The organism is Pseudomonas sp. AC229, from assembly GCF_979254655.1.
This window is the reverse complement of sequence record NZ_CEEDHK010000002.1, coordinates 11,505-28,158: the sequence shown is the minus strand read 5'-3', so window position 1 is coordinate 28,158 and position 16,654 is coordinate 11,505. Positions and strand designations below refer to the sequence as shown.

General features: G+C 61.9%; 15 protein-coding genes. 9 read left to right on the top strand and 6 right to left on the bottom strand.

Annotation, left to right across the window (positions count from 1 at the left end; translation table 11 throughout):
- The first annotated feature begins 22 nt into the window (after positions 1-22).
- Both rplS and AC0IW7_RS02790 read left to right on the top strand, forming a co-directional pair.
- The gene (gene rplS, locus AC0IW7_RS02795; RefSeq protein ID WP_108095773.1) at positions 23-373 is read left to right on the top strand and encodes a 50S ribosomal protein L19; all 351 of its coding nucleotides are present in this window, start codon (positions 23-25) and stop codon (positions 371-373) included.
- Positions 374-462: 89 nt separating this feature from the next.
- Complete coding sequence (locus tag AC0IW7_RS02790; protein WP_122492761.1) at positions 463-870, top strand: acyl-CoA thioesterase; 408 nt, start codon at positions 463-465, stop codon at positions 868-870.
- Positions 871-951: 81 nt separating this feature from the next.
- On the opposite strand, the gene AC0IW7_RS02785 is transcribed toward AC0IW7_RS02790, so the two are convergent.
- Together AC0IW7_RS02785 and AC0IW7_RS02780 are read right to left on the bottom strand one after the other, a co-directional pair.
- Positions 952-1,614 (bottom strand): hypothetical protein, encoded by a 663-nt coding sequence (locus tag AC0IW7_RS02785; protein ID WP_463551599.1) that lies wholly within the window; start codon positions 1,612-1,614, stop codon positions 952-954.
- A 110-nt stretch (positions 1,615-1,724) separates the two neighbouring features.
- Positions 1,725-3,524: a cation:proton antiporter gene (locus AC0IW7_RS02780; RefSeq protein WP_471815627.1), complete on the bottom strand. Its 1,800-nt coding sequence runs from the start codon at positions 3,522-3,524 to the stop codon at positions 1,725-1,727.
- A gap of 84 nt (positions 3,525-3,608) precedes the next feature.
- Here AC0IW7_RS02780 and xerD point away from each other — a divergent pair, with 84 nt between their 5' ends.
- From xerD to thrC, 4 genes are all read left to right on the top strand, one after another.
- Complete coding sequence (gene xerD / locus AC0IW7_RS02775) at positions 3,609-4,505, top strand: site-specific tyrosine recombinase XerD (RefSeq protein ID WP_471815626.1); 897 nt, start codon at positions 3,609-3,611, stop codon at positions 4,503-4,505.
- Between the two features lie 110 nt (positions 4,506-4,615).
- A complete protein-coding gene (gene dsbC / locus AC0IW7_RS02770; RefSeq protein WP_463541308.1) occupies positions 4,616-5,344 on the top strand; it encodes a bifunctional protein-disulfide isomerase/oxidoreductase DsbC in 729 nt (242 codons plus the stop codon).
- A 138-nt stretch (positions 5,345-5,482) separates the two neighbouring features.
- Entirely contained in the window at positions 5,483-6,787 is a 1,305-nt protein-coding gene (locus AC0IW7_RS02765) for a homoserine dehydrogenase (protein ID WP_122452005.1), read from the top strand.
- A gap of 10 nt (positions 6,788-6,797) precedes the next feature.
- Positions 6,798-8,207 (top strand): threonine synthase, encoded by a 1,410-nt coding sequence (gene thrC / locus AC0IW7_RS02760; protein WP_471815625.1) that lies wholly within the window; start codon positions 6,798-6,800, stop codon positions 8,205-8,207.
- A gap of 196 nt (positions 8,208-8,403) precedes the next feature.
- On the opposite strand, the gene AC0IW7_RS02755 is transcribed toward thrC, so the two are convergent.
- Both AC0IW7_RS02755 and AC0IW7_RS02750 read right to left on the bottom strand, forming a co-directional pair.
- The gene (locus AC0IW7_RS02755) at positions 8,404-9,273 is read right to left on the bottom strand and encodes a TIGR02285 family protein (RefSeq protein ID WP_122492754.1); all 870 of its coding nucleotides are present in this window, start codon (positions 9,271-9,273) and stop codon (positions 8,404-8,406) included.
- A gap of 192 nt (positions 9,274-9,465) precedes the next feature.
- Positions 9,466-10,665, bottom strand: coding sequence for a CaiB/BaiF CoA transferase family protein (locus AC0IW7_RS02750; RefSeq protein WP_471815624.1), 1,200 nt, complete (start codon positions 10,663-10,665; stop codon positions 9,466-9,468).
- Positions 10,666-10,760: 95 nt separating this feature from the next.
- On the opposite strand from AC0IW7_RS02750, the gene AC0IW7_RS02745 reads away from it, so the two are divergent.
- From AC0IW7_RS02745 to recJ, 3 genes are all read left to right on the top strand, one after another.
- A complete protein-coding gene (locus tag AC0IW7_RS02745; protein ID WP_471815623.1) occupies positions 10,761-11,306 on the top strand; it encodes a YaeQ family protein in 546 nt (181 codons plus the stop codon).
- A 33-nt stretch (positions 11,307-11,339) separates the two neighbouring features.
- Positions 11,340-12,440: an FUSC family protein gene (locus tag AC0IW7_RS02740; RefSeq protein WP_471815622.1), complete on the top strand. Its 1,101-nt coding sequence runs from the start codon at positions 11,340-11,342 to the stop codon at positions 12,438-12,440.
- Positions 12,441-12,521: 81 nt separating this feature from the next.
- On the top strand, positions 12,522-14,237 hold the full coding sequence (recJ, locus tag AC0IW7_RS02735) for a single-stranded-DNA-specific exonuclease RecJ (RefSeq protein ID WP_471815621.1): 1,716 nt from the start codon (positions 12,522-12,524) through the stop codon (positions 14,235-14,237).
- A gap of 199 nt (positions 14,238-14,436) precedes the next feature.
- Here the strand turns inward: recJ and AC0IW7_RS02730 are convergent, their stop codons facing one another.
- Together AC0IW7_RS02730 and AC0IW7_RS02725 are read right to left on the bottom strand one after the other, a co-directional pair.
- Positions 14,437-14,853 (bottom strand): phosphotransferase system, HPr-related protein, encoded by a 417-nt coding sequence (locus AC0IW7_RS02730; RefSeq protein ID WP_471815620.1) that lies wholly within the window; start codon positions 14,851-14,853, stop codon positions 14,437-14,439.
- Between the two features lie 83 nt (positions 14,854-14,936).
- Positions 14,937-16,589: an ABC transporter substrate-binding protein gene (locus tag AC0IW7_RS02725; RefSeq protein ID WP_471815619.1), complete on the bottom strand. Its 1,653-nt coding sequence runs from the start codon at positions 16,587-16,589 to the stop codon at positions 14,937-14,939.
- Between the last annotated feature and the right edge of the window lie 65 nt (positions 16,590-16,654).

Genomic DNA, 16,654 nt, shown 5'->3' with positions numbered 1-16,654 from the left:
TGGTTTGTCTTAGGAGCACAGCATGACTAACAAAATTATCTTGGCCCTCGAAGCCGAGCAGATGAGCAAAGAAATCCCGACTTTCGCTCCAGGCGACACCGTTGTCGTTCAGGTTAAAGTGAAAGAAGGCGACCGTTCGCGTCTGCAAGCTTTCGAAGGCGTTGTAATCGCCAAGCGCAACCGCGGCGTAAACAGTGCTTTCACCGTACGTAAAATCTCCAACGGTGTTGGCGTTGAGCGTACCTTCCAGACCTACAGCCCGCTGGTTGACAGCCTGGCCGTCAAGCGTCGTGGTGACGTACGTAAAGCCAAGCTTTACTACCTCCGTGACCTGTCTGGTAAAGCAGCTCGCATCAAGGAAAAACTGGTTTAATCCCAGTCTTCCTTGTCAAAAGAAGCAGCCTACGGGCTGCTTTTTTATTGCCCGTGATTTGACCAACCGTTTGCGCAGGACCTGTTCGTATGACCCCCAGAGAGCAAGAAATCCAGCTACGCACCGAGCGCTCGGAAACCCGCGTGACCAAAGCCGTGTTCCCGCCGACCACTAACCACCACAACACCTTGTTCGGCGGCACCGCGTTGGCGTGGATGGATGAAGTGTCGTTTATTGCCGCCACCCGCTTTTGCCGGTTGCCGCTGGTGACGGTGTCGTCGGACCGCATCGATTTCAAACACCCGATTCCAGCCGGCTCAATCGTCGAGTTGGTAGGGCGCGTAGTGAAGGTTGGCAACACCAGCCTGAAGGTCGAGGTCGAGGTGTTTGTCGAAAGCATGTACAGCGACGGCCGCGAGCGAGCGATTACCGGCGTGTTCAGCTTTGTTGCGATTGATGACAACAAACAGCCGGTGCCGGTTTTGCCGGGGTTCTGAATATGCCGACCAGCTGTAAGAGCGGCTTCAGCCGCGATGTTTTGTTGGCAGCATCGCGGCTGAAGCCGCTCTTACAGAGATTTATGGTCTTAGGCTGATGCGCAGGGATGCTTGCGACAGATCGATATCCTGAAGCGTCACGCTGCCCATGCTCTGGCTCGTATTGGCCCCCGCTACCCGCACATTGTCGAAACGCAGCTCACCAATCGAGCTCGGCAAACGCACGTTCACGCTGCCGTCGGCATTGCGCACAGACGTCAGTTTGCTGGTGTCATAACGCACGTCTTTCATCGACGTTTCCGCATCCAGGCTGTTGAGCACCGGCATCACCAGCTTCGCCAGTTTGGCGGCGGTGCCCACGCCGTCGCCGCTCTCGGCCTGCAGAAATAACCCCTGAAGCACATCGTCCAGGCCCTGAGCGCTGACGTTGCTCATCTCGGCATCATCGAGCGGTTGCAGCGTGCGGCTGAGACTACTCGGCGCCGGGCGGTGCAGGTCGGCGCTGGCCATCTGGAACGGACTAAGCAACGCCGCGACCAACGTGGCCGCAACGCGAAGGTTGCTTTGCTTTTTCAGTGCCTTGCTCAGTTGACGGTCGCTGACCAGGCCCTGCTCGATGAGGATTTCCCCCAAGCGCTTGCGGCTGCTGGTTTGCAGTTGAATAGCCTGAGCAAGTTGGTCGGCGCTGATCAGTCCTTTGTTCAGCAGTATCTGACCGAGGCGGGAATTCTGTTGAGTGGCCATGGGACGTCCGGTGCAGTAGTGGCGTGATGAAATCATCGCTGCGCAAACCCTGACTGTCACCCACCCAAAGATAGGGTGACTCAGGCATTTGCGCGCCAGCCGTCGGACGCCTATTCCGGCTGCGGGTTGATCATGGCCACCAGCACCCAACCCGGCTGCGGTTGCAGGCTTTGCGCCGGGGTGGCGACGTGTACGTGGCCCTGATTGTCGCGAGCAAACAGCAGCAACGCGCGGTCGCCGTGCAGCGCTTGGTAGTCCGCCCAGGTGAAGCCGCTGGTGAGCGTGGTCTGGTACATCTGGGCGCCCTGGTTAAGGCGGCTGGCGAGCTTGCCGTAAGTCAGATCGGCGCTGGCAAATACATTGCCCCGGTGCTCATCGCTGGCGCGGTGCTTGTCGCTGCGTTTGTTCTCCAGGCCGCTCGCCAGCGCATACAAATTGCGCCGGTGAAACTCATGGCGAAAGCGCATGCACGCCAGCGTGTTCAATTCGCCAGCCGGGGAAAGCGCCAACAAAAAGCCCAGCCCCACTTGGTCCAAGTGCGCTTCGGCGTGCTGTGAAGCCGGGTTGCCGAAGTAGGTCGGCAGGTTGTCCATGCGCGCGGCGCTGACGTTTTCCCAACTGGAGTCCGCCAGCAGCACGCGGCTGCCCAGCTGTTGCAGCGCCTTGCCGATGGCGCGTGCGGGCGGATGGGCGCCCACGATCAGAAAGCCATTGGGCGCGGGCTCGGCCACTTTCAATAGGCGAGCCAACGGCCGCGCGGTGGCGCTCTGCAAAACCACCGTGCCGATGATCACCGCGAACGTCAGCGGCACCAGCAATTCAGCGCCCTGATGCCCAGCCTCGCCCAGGCGAATGGCAAAAATCGCCGACACCGCCGCCGCCACAATCCCACGCGGTGCGATCCAGGCCAGCAGCGCGCGTTCGCGCCAGTCGAGGTTCGAGCGGAACGTGGAAATCGCCACGTTCAGCGGGCGGGCGATGAATTGAATCACCAGCAGCAACACAATCACCGCAGGGCCGAAGGCGATCAGCGCCTGCAAGTCCAGGCGCGCAGCCAGCAAAATAAACAGACCGGAAATCAGCAGCACGCTGAGGTTTTCTTTGAAGTGCAGGATCTCTTTAACGTCCACGCCCTTCATGTTTGCCAACAGCACGCCCATCACCGTGACCGCCAACAGCCCGGACTCATGCATCACCTGATTGGCCGCAATAAACACACCGAGCACCGCCGCCAACGAGGCGAAGTTCTGCAGGTATTCCGGCAGCCAGTGCCGACGCAGTACCTGCCCGAACAGCCAGCCGCCGGCCAGGCCGAACACCAGGCCGCTGGCGATCACGCCGGCGAAGGTGCCTGAGCCACTGAGAATGCCGTTGCCGTCGCTGCTGATGATGTAGCTGAACACCACCACCGCGAGTAGCGCGCCAATCGGGTCGATGACGATGCCTTCCCAGCGCAGGATGTTGGCAATAGAGGCTTTGGGTCGCACCACGCGCAGCATCGGCACGATCACCGTGGGGCCGGTTACCAGCGTCAGCGTGCCGAACAGCACCGCCAGGTTCCATTCCAGACCGAGCAGGTAATGGCTGGTGACGGCGATCACCGCCCAGGTCGACAGCGCGCCGACCGTCACCAGGCGGCGCACCACCGTGCCGATTTCTTTCCACTCGCTGAAACGCAGGGTCAGGCTGCCCTCGAACAGAATCAGCGACACCGACAACGACACCAGAGGCATCAGCACCGGGCCAAACAACAGCTGTGGGTCAAGCCAACCCAACACCGGCCCGGCGCTGATGCCGGCCAGCAGCAAAAACAGAATGGCCGGCAACCGCAGGCGCCACGCCAGCCACTGGCAGAGCAGGGCGGCGGCGCCGATGCCACCGAGGGCCAACAGAATATGTTGTTCAGTCATGGGGTTTCCTTGGCGTTGAGCCTGTGACGCGAGGCGCGGCTGTGAAAGACTAGCGCGCTCTCCCTGGGCACATACAGACTATTTATGTCGGCGTTTGATCACCCTCTTATCGACCAATTTCTCGACGCGCTGTGGATGGAAAAAGGCCTGTCCGAGCATTCCCGCTCGGCGTATCGCAGCGACCTGGCCCACTTCAATGGCTGGTTGCAGGAGCGCGGTTTGAACTTGCCGGACATCGGCCGCGACGTGCTGCTCGACCACCTGGCCTGGCGCCTGGAGCAGAAATATGTGGCACGTTCGACCGCGCGGTTTCTCTCCGCTGTGCGCGGTTTCTACCGGTACTTGCTGCGCGAAAACCTGATCGCCGTCGATCCCACCTTGCAAGTCGACATGCCGCAGCTGGGTCGCCCGCTTCCTAAAAGTTTGTCTGAAGCCGACGTCGATGCGCTGCTGGCCGCCCCGGAAACCGCCGAGCCCATAGGCCTGCGCGACCGCGCCATGCTTGAAGTGCTATACGCCTGCGGCCTGCGGGTGACCGAGTTGATCAGCCTGACGCTAGAGCAAGTGAACCTGCGCCAAGGCGTTTTGCGCGTATTCGGCAAAGGCAGCAAAGAACGCCTGGTGCCGCTGGGTGAAGAAGCGATTGTTTGGATCGAGCGCTACGTGCGCGAGGCGCGGCCGCAACTGCTGGAAGGGCGCCCCAGCGATGTGCTGTTCCCCAGCAATCGAGGCGAGCAAATGACCCGGCAGACGTTCTGGTACCGCATCAAGCACCACGCCAAGGTCGCCGGTATCGGCAAGGCGCTGTCGCCGCACACCTTGCGTCACGCCTTTGCCACCCACTTGCTCAACCATGGCGCCGACCTTCGTGTGGTGCAAATGCTGCTGGGCCATAGCGACCTGTCGACCACGCAGATCTATACCCACATCGCCCGCGCCCGCTTGCAGGAACTACACGCCCGTCATCACCCGCGCGGCTGAGCATCCATTCACAGGCGGTTGCACCTTCCGACCCGCTGCGGTCGGCCTTTGCCGGGCTTGTATGGTAGGCTTCGCCCTCGCTGTTTCGCCGCGTTTTCCAGGAGTATCCAATGCGCGTCACCCGAATTATTGCTGCTGCCCTTATCGCCGTGAGCAGCTGCGTTGCGTGGGCCGATGATGCCAACCAGGCCATCCGCAAAACCCTCGAAAACCTGCAAATGGACGTTCCCATCGAAAGCATCGCCGCCAGCCCGCTTAATGGGTTGTATGAAGTGCGCATGCAAGGTGGCCGCGTGTTGTACGCCAGCGCCGACGGCAAATACGTGATGCAGGGCTACCTGTTCGAAGTCAACGACGGCAAGCCCGTCAACCTGACCGAAAAAGCCGAAAGCGAAGGCATCGCCAAAACCATCAATGCCATCCCCACAGCCGAAATGGTCATCTACCCGGCCGTTGGCGAAGCCAAAACCCACATCACGGTGTTCACCGATACCACCTGCCCTTACTGCCACAAACTGCACGGCGAAATCGCCGAGCTGAACCGTCGCGGTGTGGAAGTGCGTTACCTGGCTTTCCCGCGTCAAGGCCCGGGTTCCGAAGGTGACCAGCAATTGCAGGCCGTGTGGTGCTCCAGCGACCGTCGCAAAGCCATGGACCAAATGGTTGACGGCAAAGACATCAAAGCCAGCAAATGCGAAAACCCGGTGCACAAACAGTTCGCCCTCGGCCAGTCCATCGGCGTCAACGGCACGCCGGCCATCGTGCTGGCAGACGGCAAGTTGATTCCCGGTTACCAGCCGGCGCCGCAGGTTGCCGCTCTGGCTTTGAAGGCCAAGTGAAAACCGCTGCGCTCGTTGCAACGCGGCACTCGTAGCTTGATTGACTAAACCCGGGCCGCTTCGTAAGGTGCGGCTCTTTTATCTTTACGGCCCGCTAATACCGGGCCGTTTCACGCAGTAAGTTCTGGGGAGTTCAGGGTGAAACCGGTCAAAGTAGGCATCTGTGGGCTGGGTACCGTCGGTGGCGGTACGTTCAATGTGCTCAAGCGCAACGCCGAGGAAATTGCCCGGCGCGCAGGGCGCGACATCGAAGTGGCGCAGATTGCGCTGCGCTCGCAGAACCCTCAGTGCGACATTACCGGTATTGCCACCACCAACGACGTGTTCGCGGTGGCCACCAACCCTGAAATTGACATCGTCATCGAGCTCATTGGCGGCTACACCGTTGCCCATGAATTGGTGCTCAAAGCCATCGAAAACGGCAAGCACGTGGTCACCGCCAACAAAGCGCTGATCGCCGTGCACGGCAACGAGATTTTCGCCAAAGCGCGCGAAAAGGGCGTGATTGTCGCGTTCGAAGCTGCCGTAGCCGGCGGTATTCCGGTGATCAAAGCCATCCGTGAAGGCTTGTCCGCCAACCGCATCAACTGGCTGGCCGGCATCATCAACGGCACCGGCAACTTCATCCTCAGCGAAATGCGTGAAAAAGGCCGCACCTTCCCCGACGTGCTGGCCGAAGCCCAGGCGCTGGGTTATGCCGAAGCCGACCCGACCTTCGACGTTGAAGGCATCGACGCTGCCCACAAGCTGACCATCCTGGCCTCCATCGCCTTTGGTATTCCGCTGCAGTTCGACAAGGCCTACACCGAAGGCATCACCAAACTGACCACCGCTGACGTGAACTACGCCGAAGCGCTGGGCTATCGCATCAAGCACCTGGGCGTGGCCCGCAGCACGGCCGCTGGCATCGAGCTGCGCGTGCACCCGACGCTGATCCCGGCCGACCGCCTGATCGCCAACGTCAATGGCGTGATGAACGCGGTAATGGTTAACGGCGACGCCGCTGGCAGCACGCTGTTCTACGGCGCTGGCGCCGGCATGGAGCCCACCGCATCGTCGGTGATCGCCGACCTGGTCGACGTGGTCCGCGCCCTGACCACCGACCCGGAAAACCGTGTGCCGCACCTGGCCTTCCAGCCGGACGCGCTGTCTACCCACCCGATTCTGCCGATCGAAGCCTGCGAGAGCGCTTACTACCTGCGCATTCAGGCCAAAGATCACCCCGGCGTGCTTGCCCAGGTGGCGACCATCCTGTCGGAGCGCGGCATCAATATCGAATCGATCATGCAGCAGGAAGTCGAAGAACAAGACGGCCTGGTGCCCATGATTCTGGTCACTCACCGCGTAGTAGAACAACGCATGAACGACGCCATCGCCGCCCTCGAGGCCTTGAGCGATGTGGTTGGCAGCGTTGTGCGTATTCGCGTTGAGCAACTGAGCTGAGGATTTCTCCATGCGTTACATCAGTACCCGCGGCCAAGCGCCTGCGCTGAATTTCGAAGACGTGCTGCTCACTGGCCTGGCCAGCGACGGCGGCCTCTACGTGCCGGAAAACCTGCCGCGTTTCACCCAGGAAGAAATCGCCTCGTGGGCCGGCCTGCCGTACCACGAGCTGGCATTCCGCGTGATGCGCCCGTTTGTAACCGACAGCATTCCGGATGCCGATTTCAAAAAGATTCTCGAAGAAACCTACGGCGTATTCGCCCATAGCGCCGTGGCGCCGCTGCGTCAGCTAAACGGCAACGAGTGGGTGCTGGAGCTGTTCCACGGCCCGACCCTGGCGTTCAAAGACTTCGCCTTGCAACTGCTCGGGCGTCTGCTCGACTACGTGCTGGCCAAGCGCAACGAGCGTGTGGTGATCATCGGCGCCACCTCCGGCGACACCGGTTCGGCCGCCATTGAAGGCTGCAAGGCGTGCGAGAACGTTGACATCTTCATCCTGCACCCGCACAACCGCGTCTCGGAAGTGCAGCGCCGGCAGATGACCACCATCCTCGGCGACAACATTCATAACATCGCCGTGGAAGGTAACTTCGACGACTGCCAGGAAATGGTCAAAGACAGCTTTGCCGACCAGAGCTTCCTTAAAGGCACGCGTCTGGTGGCGGTGAACTCGATCAACTGGGCGCGGATCATGGCCCAGATCGTTTACTACTTTCACGCCGCCTTGCAATTGGGTGGCCCAGCGCGTTCGGTGGCGTTCTCGGTGCCGACCGGCAACTTCGGCGACATTTTCGCCGGCTACCTGGCGCGCAACATGGGGCTGCCGATCAGCCAATTGATCGTCGCCACCAACCGCAACGACATCCTGCACCGCTTTATGAGCGGCAATCAGTATGTGAAAGACACGCTGCACCCCACGCTGTCGCCGTCGATGGACATCATGGTGTCGTCCAACTTCGAACGCCTGCTGTTCGACCTGCACGGCCGCAACGGCGCCGCGATCTTCGACCTGATGGCCACCTTCAAGAAAGGCGGTGGTTTCAGCGTTGACCAGGATCGCTGGACCGAAGCACGCAAGCTGTTCGACTCGCTGGCCGTCAGCGACGAAGAAACCTGCGAAACCATCGCCCAGGTGTACGCCGAAAGCGGTGAGTTGCTCGACCCGCATACCGCCATTGGCGTAAAAGCCGCGCGCGAATGCCGCCGCAGCCTGAGCACGCCGATGGTGGTGCTGGGCACCGCCCACCCGGTGAAATTCCCCGAAGCGGTGGAAAAAGCCGGCGTCGGCAAAGGCCCGATCTTGCCGCCGCATCTGCAAGATCTGTTTGATCGTGACGAGCGCTGCACCGTGCTGCCGAACGACATCAAAGCCATGCAGAGCTTTGTGAGCGAACACGGCAATCGCGGCAAGCCGCTGTAAGCGCGAGCGGTAACGAAAAAGGCCGGCCCACTTCTGTGGTGCCGGCCTTTTTTCTGGCTGGAGTTTTGCGTTTGGCCTTGCCCTCTCCCGCAAGCGGGAGAGGGGGCGGATCGCGCTTCTTGCCTCGATGCACTTTGCTCCCCTCTGCCCGCTTGCGGGAGAGGGGCCGGGGGAGAGGGTTTTCAGCCCCAGACGCTCACTCCTTAAAAAATCCCTTCGCCGCCTTCAAATACGCCTCCCGCGTCGCCCCATTCAGCCACTGCGCGTACAGCTCAATCACCTCGCCCTCACGCAACCGGCGCACGGACGCATTGATGGCTTTAATCGCCTCCAGGCCTTCCGGCGTTTTCGAACAGGTGACATACGCCAGCTGATACACCGGCACACCCTTGACCGGGTAGAAGCTCAGCGCATCCAACGGCACGCCGGCGTTCTCACCCTGGTAGCGCATTTCTGGCCAGTAGCCGAGCACCGCCGTCAGGCGCCGGTGTTGCTGCATGCGCAGCAAGCTCAAGGTGGCATCAATGCCGTGGTGCACCACGATTCGCTCCGGCTTGGCCTGCTGCAGTTCGGCGTCGATTACCTTGCCGTAACTGCGCTCCACCAGCGTGCCGACGTTGTAGCGGCCGTCGGCCAGAAACGCTTCGAGGTCGAACGCACCGCCCTGGATAAAAGCGGCCAGTTCTGGCTCATCGCTTTTGCGCACCACAATGCCGTTGGTGAGGATGCCCAAGGTGGGAATCGAGAAATGCATCACCTGCTCGCGCTCTTTGCTCCAGAGCAAACCGGAATCGCAGGTCAGCACGCCGCTGTTGAGTATCTGCATCGCGCGGGCGCGGTTGGCCAGGCTGAATACGTGCTCGTACTGGGGCAAGTCGGCGATAAGCCGTTTCATCATGCGGTCGGCGATGCCCTGGCCTTTGAGCGGGCCTTCGAGAATGGTGAACGGCGGCATGTCGCGCATCGTCCAGATCAGCCGTGGCTTATCCTGCGCCCACGCGGGGAGGGCAGCGACGGCGCATAGCGCGAGCACCAGCAAGCGTTGGAAAAAGGGCAGTGAAGGCATCAGAACAACACTCCGGGGGCACCAGGAGTACAGCGTGGAGAGTGTCAGCGTCTAACGCGCCTTTACTCAGTCGGCGAACGATAAAGGCCGCGCCTGGCGGAGTCCAGAGCGCTTATCCAGATGGCACCGACGTACGAGATTTTGTAGCAGCGAGCTTGCTCGCGAACCACGCGCCGGCTGGCACTGACGCGGTCAGATCGCGCCCGCGCTTTTCAACGCGGCAATCTGCTCGGCGCTGTACCCCAAGCCCGCCAGCACGCTGTGGTTATGCTCGCCCAATTGCGGCCCCACCCACTCGGCGCTGCCGGGTGTGTCAGACAGCTTGGGCACGATGCCCGGCATCCTGAAGGCTTTGCCGTCCGGCAGCTTGGCGCTGAGGAACATTTCCCGGGCCAGGTATTGCGGGTCGGCGAACATGTCTTCTGCGGAGAAAATGCGGCTGGCCGGCACCTCGGCGGCGTTAAGCGCGGCCAACACCGCTTCCAGCGGCAACGAGCCAACCCAACGGTCGATCACGCCGTACAACTCATCACGGCGCAGGTCGCGGCCATCGTTGCTGGCCAGCGAGGCATCGTCCGCCAGGTCGGCGCGGCCGATGGCGAGCATAAAGCGTTTGAAAATCGCATCGCCGTTGGCGCCGATCTGAATGTGCTTGCCGTCGGCGCTGGTGTGGATGGAGGAGGGCGTGATGCCCGGCATGATGTTGCCGGTGCGCTCACGAATAAACCCGAACACATCGAACTCCGGCACCATGCTTTCCATCATGGCGAAAATCGCCTCGTACAACGCCACGTCCACCACTTGGCCCTTGCCGCCGTTGACCTCGCGGTGCCGCAGCGCCATCAACGCGCCGATCACGCCCCACAGCGCGGCAATCGAGTCGCCAATGGAAATGCCGGTGCGTACCGGCGGGCGGTCTTCGAAGCCGGTGATATAACGCAGCCCGCCCATGGACTCGCCCACCGCGCCAAACCCCGGTTGGTCTTTCATCGGGCCGGTCTGGCCGAAGCCGGACAGCCGCACCATCACCAGGTTTGGATTCAGCGCGTGCAAAACGTCCCAACCGAAACCGAGTTTTTCCAGCACGCCGGGTCGGAAGTTTTCGATCAGGATGTCCGCTTCACTCAGCAGCTTGCGAAGCACCTCACGGCCATCGGGGTGTTTGAGGTTAAGCGTCAGCGACTGTTTATTGCGCGCCTGCACAAACCACCACAGCGACGTGCCTTCGTATAACTTGCGCCACTTGCGCAGCGGGTCGCCGCCATCGGGCGACTCCACCTTCACCACCTCGGCGCCAAATTCGGCGCAGATGCGCGAGGCGAACGGCCCGGCGATCAGCGTGCCCAGTTCAACGACTTTCACCCCGGCGAGGGGTTTGTTGGCAAGGTTCATGGCGCAATCCGGCGGCAGACAATGGCCGCGACTCTAACCCGCAGCGGTCGCTTGCGGTAGACTTGCCGACCTTTCCCCTGCCCAGACACCCGACCATGGCCCAGCCTTCCACGACCTACAAAGTCGACCTCAACCTCACCGACCTCGACCGGGGCGTGTACGCCACATCGCGCCTGACCATCGCCCGCCATCCTTCGGAAACCGAAGAGCGCATGACCGTGCGGCTGCTGGCCTACGCCCTGTGGTACAGCGAAGAATTGAGCTTTGGCCGTGGCTTGTCGGATGTCGATGAACCGGCGCTGTGGGAGAAGAGCCTGGACGGCCGCGTGCTGCACTGGATCGAAGTTGGCTTGCCGGATGCCGATCGTCTGACCTGGTGTTCGCGCCGCACCGAACGCACCAGCCTCTTGGCCTACGGCAGCCTGCGCGTGTGGCAGAGCAAGGTGGTGGACTCGGCGAAAATGCTGAAAAACGTCAACATCGCCGCCGTGCCGCAAGAGGCGCTGGAGAACCTGGCCAAAGACATGCCGCGCGCCATCAACTGGGCCGTGATGATCAGCGAAGGCACCATTTACGTCACCGACGAGCGTGGCCAGCACGAAGTGCAACTGGAATGGCTGATGGGCGATCGCGGCGAATAAACGCCGCCGAGGGTTAACCGAGGTCACGGCACCATGGGTTCTAAGACTTCACCGACCGCAGCGCAACGACGCGGCCGCCTGGCGCGGCTGATACAGGCGATTACCTCGCCCTACGTTCGCTACAAACACGCCAACATGATCCACGCCGTGCGCGTGGGCCTGGCCATGGCGGCCACCGTTGTTCTAACCACGGGTATCAACCTGCCCCACGGCGTGTGGGCTTCGGTGTCGCTGCTGGTGGTGGTCGGCGGGTTGCAGCACTACGGCAATGTGCGCAAGAAAGCCATGGAGCGCGCGCTGGGCACCATGCTCGGCGCCGCTATCGGGCTGGGGTTAATTGTGCTGATGAACCTGTCCGGTTCGCTGCTGCTGTTCTTCACGCTCATGTCGATCAGCGCGGGTGCCTGTGCCTACTACGCCATCGGCCGGCCCGGTTATGTCGCGTTGCTGACGGCCATCACCATGGTCATCGTCGCCGGTCACGGCGATCTGGATTTCAGTACCGGCTTATGGCGCACCGCCAACGTGCTGATCGGCATTTCCATCGCCGTAGCCTTCTCGTTCGTGCTGCCGCAATACGCGGTCTACGCGTGGCGTTATCGCCTGGCCGACAACCTGCGCGACTGCGCGCGTCTTTACGGCGCACTGTTGGACGGCAAACCGCAGTCCGTCGAACAAACGGGCCAGCGCTTTGTGGTCATGAGCCAACGGCTGGTGCAGGCGCGGGCGCTGATGGAGTCGGTGGCCAAGGAAACCCGCGTGCCGCTCGCGCGCCTGGAAGAGCTGCAACGTCTGCACCGCTCGATTCTTGAAACGCTGGAAATGCTCATTAACTCGCAACCCGCAGCGGGCTTCGAACTGGCCTGCACACCGCGTGAAGTGGCGGTGCGCCGGCAACTGCTGCGCACCGCACGGGCGCTGCGCTTTGGCCGGGTGGGCCTGCTGTTGCAGCGTAACGAGGCGTCCAACAGCCTGGTTGGCGCTGAGCCCACGCCCCTTGGTCAGGACAGCACCCTGCAAGGCCTGCATTGGCTGGCCATGCGTTTCTCCGAACAGGTGGAACGGTTTAGACTGCGCCTCAGCGAAATCGAGCCGCACTGGAACATCGAAGGTGCCCGCCGGCCGAATGCCTGATGCGCGCCCGCGCCGACTCCTCCGCGTGATGGGGTCGCCCCGTTGAATGCCTTTTTACTTGTGTAGAACCTGCCAAAACCCATGCGCATCGAAGCCCGCCCGTTACCTGCCACCTTGCCCAACCTCGGCGATCTGCCGCCCTTGCTGACCCGCTTGTATGCCGCCCGTGGCGTGCAGTCCGCCATGGAATTGGATAAAGGCTTGGCCAAGCTGATTCCCTACCAGCAACTGATGGGCATCGACGCCGCTGTGGCGTTGCTGGTGCAGGCGCTGGAGCAGCGTCAGCGCATTTTGATCGTCGGCGACTTCGACGCCGACGGCGCTACCGCCAGCACCGTCGGCGTGCTCGGCTTGCGGGCGCTGGGCGCGGCCCACGTCGATTACCTGGTGCCCAATCGCTTTGAATACGGCTACGGCCTGACCCCGGAAATTGTCGCCGTCGCGTTGGAGCGCGAGCCGCAGTTGTTGCTGACGGTGGACAACGGCATCTCCAGCGTTGAAGGCGTGGCGGCGGCCAAGGCTGCCGGGTTGAACGTGCTGGTCACCGACCACCACTTGCCCGGCCCTGAACTGCCCGCCGCCGACGCCATCGTCAACCCGAACCAGCACGGCTGCACCTTCCCGAGCAAAGCGCTGGCCGGCGTTGGCGTGATTTTTTATGTATTGCTGGCCCTGCGTGCCCGGCTGCGTGAGCTGGACTGGTTCACCCGTGCCGGTATCAAAGAACCGAACCTGGCTGAATTGCTCGACCTGGTCGCCTTGGGCAGCGTCGCCGACGTGGTGCCGCTGGACGCCAACAACCGCATTCTGGTGCACCAAGGCCTCGCCCGGATTCGCGCAGGCCGTGCGCGCCCTGGCTTGCGTGCGGTGCTGGAGGTGGCGGGGCGGCCGGCCGAGCGCATCACTTCCACCGACCTGGGCTTTATTCTCGGCCCGCGCCTGAACGCGGCGGGCCGGCTGGACGACATGAGCCTGGGCATCGAATGCCTGTTGTGCGAAGACGAAGCCCTGGCGCGCGACATGGCCGTGCAGCTCGACCAGCTTAACCAAGACCGCAAAGCCATCGAGCAAGGCATGCAGCGCGAAGCGTTGGCCCAGCTCAAAGACCTGCCGTTGGACACCTTGCCGTTTGGCCTGTGCCTGTTCGAAGCAGACTGGCACCAAGGGGTGATCGGCATCCTCGCCTCGCGCCTGAAAGAGCGCTATCACCGGCCGACCATTGCCTTTGCCGATGCCGGCGATGGCGTGCTCAAAGGCTCGGCCCGTTCGGTGCCGGGTTTTCACATTCGCGATGCACTGGATGCCGTGGCCGCCAAAAACCCTGGCCTGATCAGCAAGTTCGGCGGTCACGCCATGGCCGCCGGGCTGTCGTTGCCGCAAGAACATTTCACCGCATTTGCCGCTGCTTTCGACACCGAAGTGCGCCGTCACCTGCAAGAAGACGACCTTACCGGCCGGCTGCTGTCAGACGGCGCACTGGCCGTGGAAGAGTTTCACCTGGAACTGGCCCGCGCCCTGCGCAACGCTGGACCGTGGGGGCAACATTTCCCAGAGCCGTTGTTTCATGGCGTGTTTCAAGTGGTGCAGCAACGGGTGGTCGGCGAGCGGCATTTAAAAGTGGTGCTCAAAAGCGAGTGCGGCTCGGTGCAGCTGGACGGCATCGCGTTTGGCATCGACCGCGAGGTATGGCCGAACCCCACCGTGCGCTGGGTGGAGTTGGCTTACAAGCTGGACGTTAACGAGTATCGCGGGCAGGAGACGGTGCAGTTGATGATTGCGCATATTGCTGCGCGGTAGGGGGGCACTTGAGGCTTGTCGGGCAATCACCGTCAGCCGATCGATTCTGGATCTCGAGTCGTCGAACCGCCGCCTTCGCGAGGATGACGGCGTTCTTATCAACCCCCCCGTCATCCTCGCGCACGCAGGGATCCAGAATGGCGCGACGTGCACAGCCCACTAACCCCACGCGAAAGCAGCGACGGATTACAAAACCGATCTACTCCGGCTTCCCATCCAACGGCTTCACATGCGCCAACTCTTCCTCATCCAGCCCATAGCCCTCGCCGATATCCGCCTCATCGACAATGCTCAAATCCCAATCTGCCGCCGTGCTACCGCCTGGCTCGTTGGGTGAGCGGGCGCCGGTTTCGTCGATCAGGGTTTCCGGGCTCAGGTCGTCCATGCTCACGCCGTCTTCGTTTTCACCGATGCCCAACGTTTCGCCGCCGCTCTGGCCGGCTTCACGCACGCGCTTGGCCGGCTGCTCACGGGCGATTTCTTCCGGGGATTTAAGGTCGCCTACCTGGCCGCTGCGCTCATCGTTGCGGTCGTCGAAGTCCAACTGCTCGATGGAACCCATGCGGTCTTCGATGTCGTCGATTTCCTGCGGGACGTAGCGTTTTTGCGTGTTCATAGCCGTTCCTTCAATCAGAGGTAACTGAAAGGGTGGACCGGCTTGGGCCGCAGATGGTTCAGGCTAGTTGACTGGCAGCGGCCCTAGCGCAGGGCCAGCATCGCGGCTTTTTTATAGAACATCGCCGAGTCGGCTTTGGACATCAGCTCGTCCAGCTGCTCGCCCGCTTGCGGATAAATCGCCACGCCCAGGCTGCACGTCACGCTCAGTTCTCGACCCTGCCAAAGCATGGGCTGGGCGATGGCGTGGGAAATCTGCTCGGTGAGGCGGTAGATGTCATCGGCGTCGTGCACGCCGTCAAGCAGCACCACAAACTCGTCGCCGCCCATGCGCGCGGCCATGTCGGCCTCGCGAATGTTGGCACTGATGGCTTGCGCCGCGTGCACCAGAATCGCATCGCCGGCCTGGTGGCCGTAGGAGTCGTTAATTTCCTTAAATTTGTTCAGGTCCAGGTAACACAGGGCCAGGCGCTCATCGTTGCGCTTGGCGGTCAGCAGCTTTTGCGTGGCGTAGGGAATAAAGCTGTTGCGGTTTGGCAGGCCGGTGAGCGAGTCGTGGAACGCCAAGGCGCGCACTTCTTCCTCGGCGACGATGCGCCGGGCAATCTCGCGCTGCAGTCGACGCTGACTGCTGAGCAAAATCAGCACCACCACCAGAATGGCGGCGCAGCCAATGCTGATGAGCATGATGATGGTGCGCAGCCGTTCCACCAGTTGCGGCGGGTTGGGGTCGTAGAGAAAGCCGTCCAGGCGGCTCATGTTCGCCACCATGTTCTGTTCTTTGAACGCTTCGGCCATGCGCAGCCAGCGGCCGGGGTTCATGTGGCCGATGTCCACCAGGTCGGGAAGAATCAGGCCGCGCATTGCCTGCGCTTCGAACTGAAGGTGTTCGCGGGTTTTGTTCACCTGATACTTGGTCAGCAGCAGATCGATGATTTCGTCCGGGTGATCCATCGCGTACCGCCAGCCGCGCAAGGTGGCGCGGCGAAACGCGGCCACGCGGATAGGGTTGTCGGTGGCTTCGGCCTCGGTGGTGAACAGAATGTCGCTGTAGAAATCGATGCCGTAGGTGGCCGGCGACAGCACGGTGTAAGCCACGTTGTGCTGTTGCAGGTAAAACGGCTCGTTGGTGAGGTATGAATTGAACGCCTGCACCTTGCCGCTCACCAGGTCGTTGACGTCGTAACTGCTGGGCTGCAAGTCGAGGCTGGCGGGGTCGATGCCTTCGCGGCTGAACATGGTGAGAAAGTCGGCATCGGTTTGCGCGTTCATCAGCATCACGCGCTTGCCGACCAGATCGTGCACCGTGTGAATGCCGGCATCCGAGCGCGCCAGCAGCACCGAAGGCGAATGCTGAAAAATGGCCGCCAGCGCCACCAGCGGTTTGCCGTTCAAACGCTCGAACAGCAACTCGCTGTTGGACTCGCCATACAGCGCCCGCCCGGCCAGCACTTCTTCGACCGGCGTTTTGCCCGGCGCGCCCTCATGCAGGCGCACGTCGAAGCCTTCCTCACGGTAATAACCCTGGGCGATGGCGGCGTAATAACCGGCGAATTGGAATTGGTGTTTCCAGCGCAGCTGAAAATCGATGGTCTGCAAATGTGCCGGCGGCGGCACGGCAGCCTGGCTGCTTTGACTGGCAAACCACGGCAAAAACAACACCAGCAGCCAGAACGGCCGTCGTGTTGAACGCTGAGAGGGGATTGGCCGACCTTGGCGCGAAATCGAGTGTGGCATGGCATCTTCCATGAGCAGCGGTCACTGCCGGCTGCTCCGAGCTGACGGTGGGTGCCTTCGCCGCA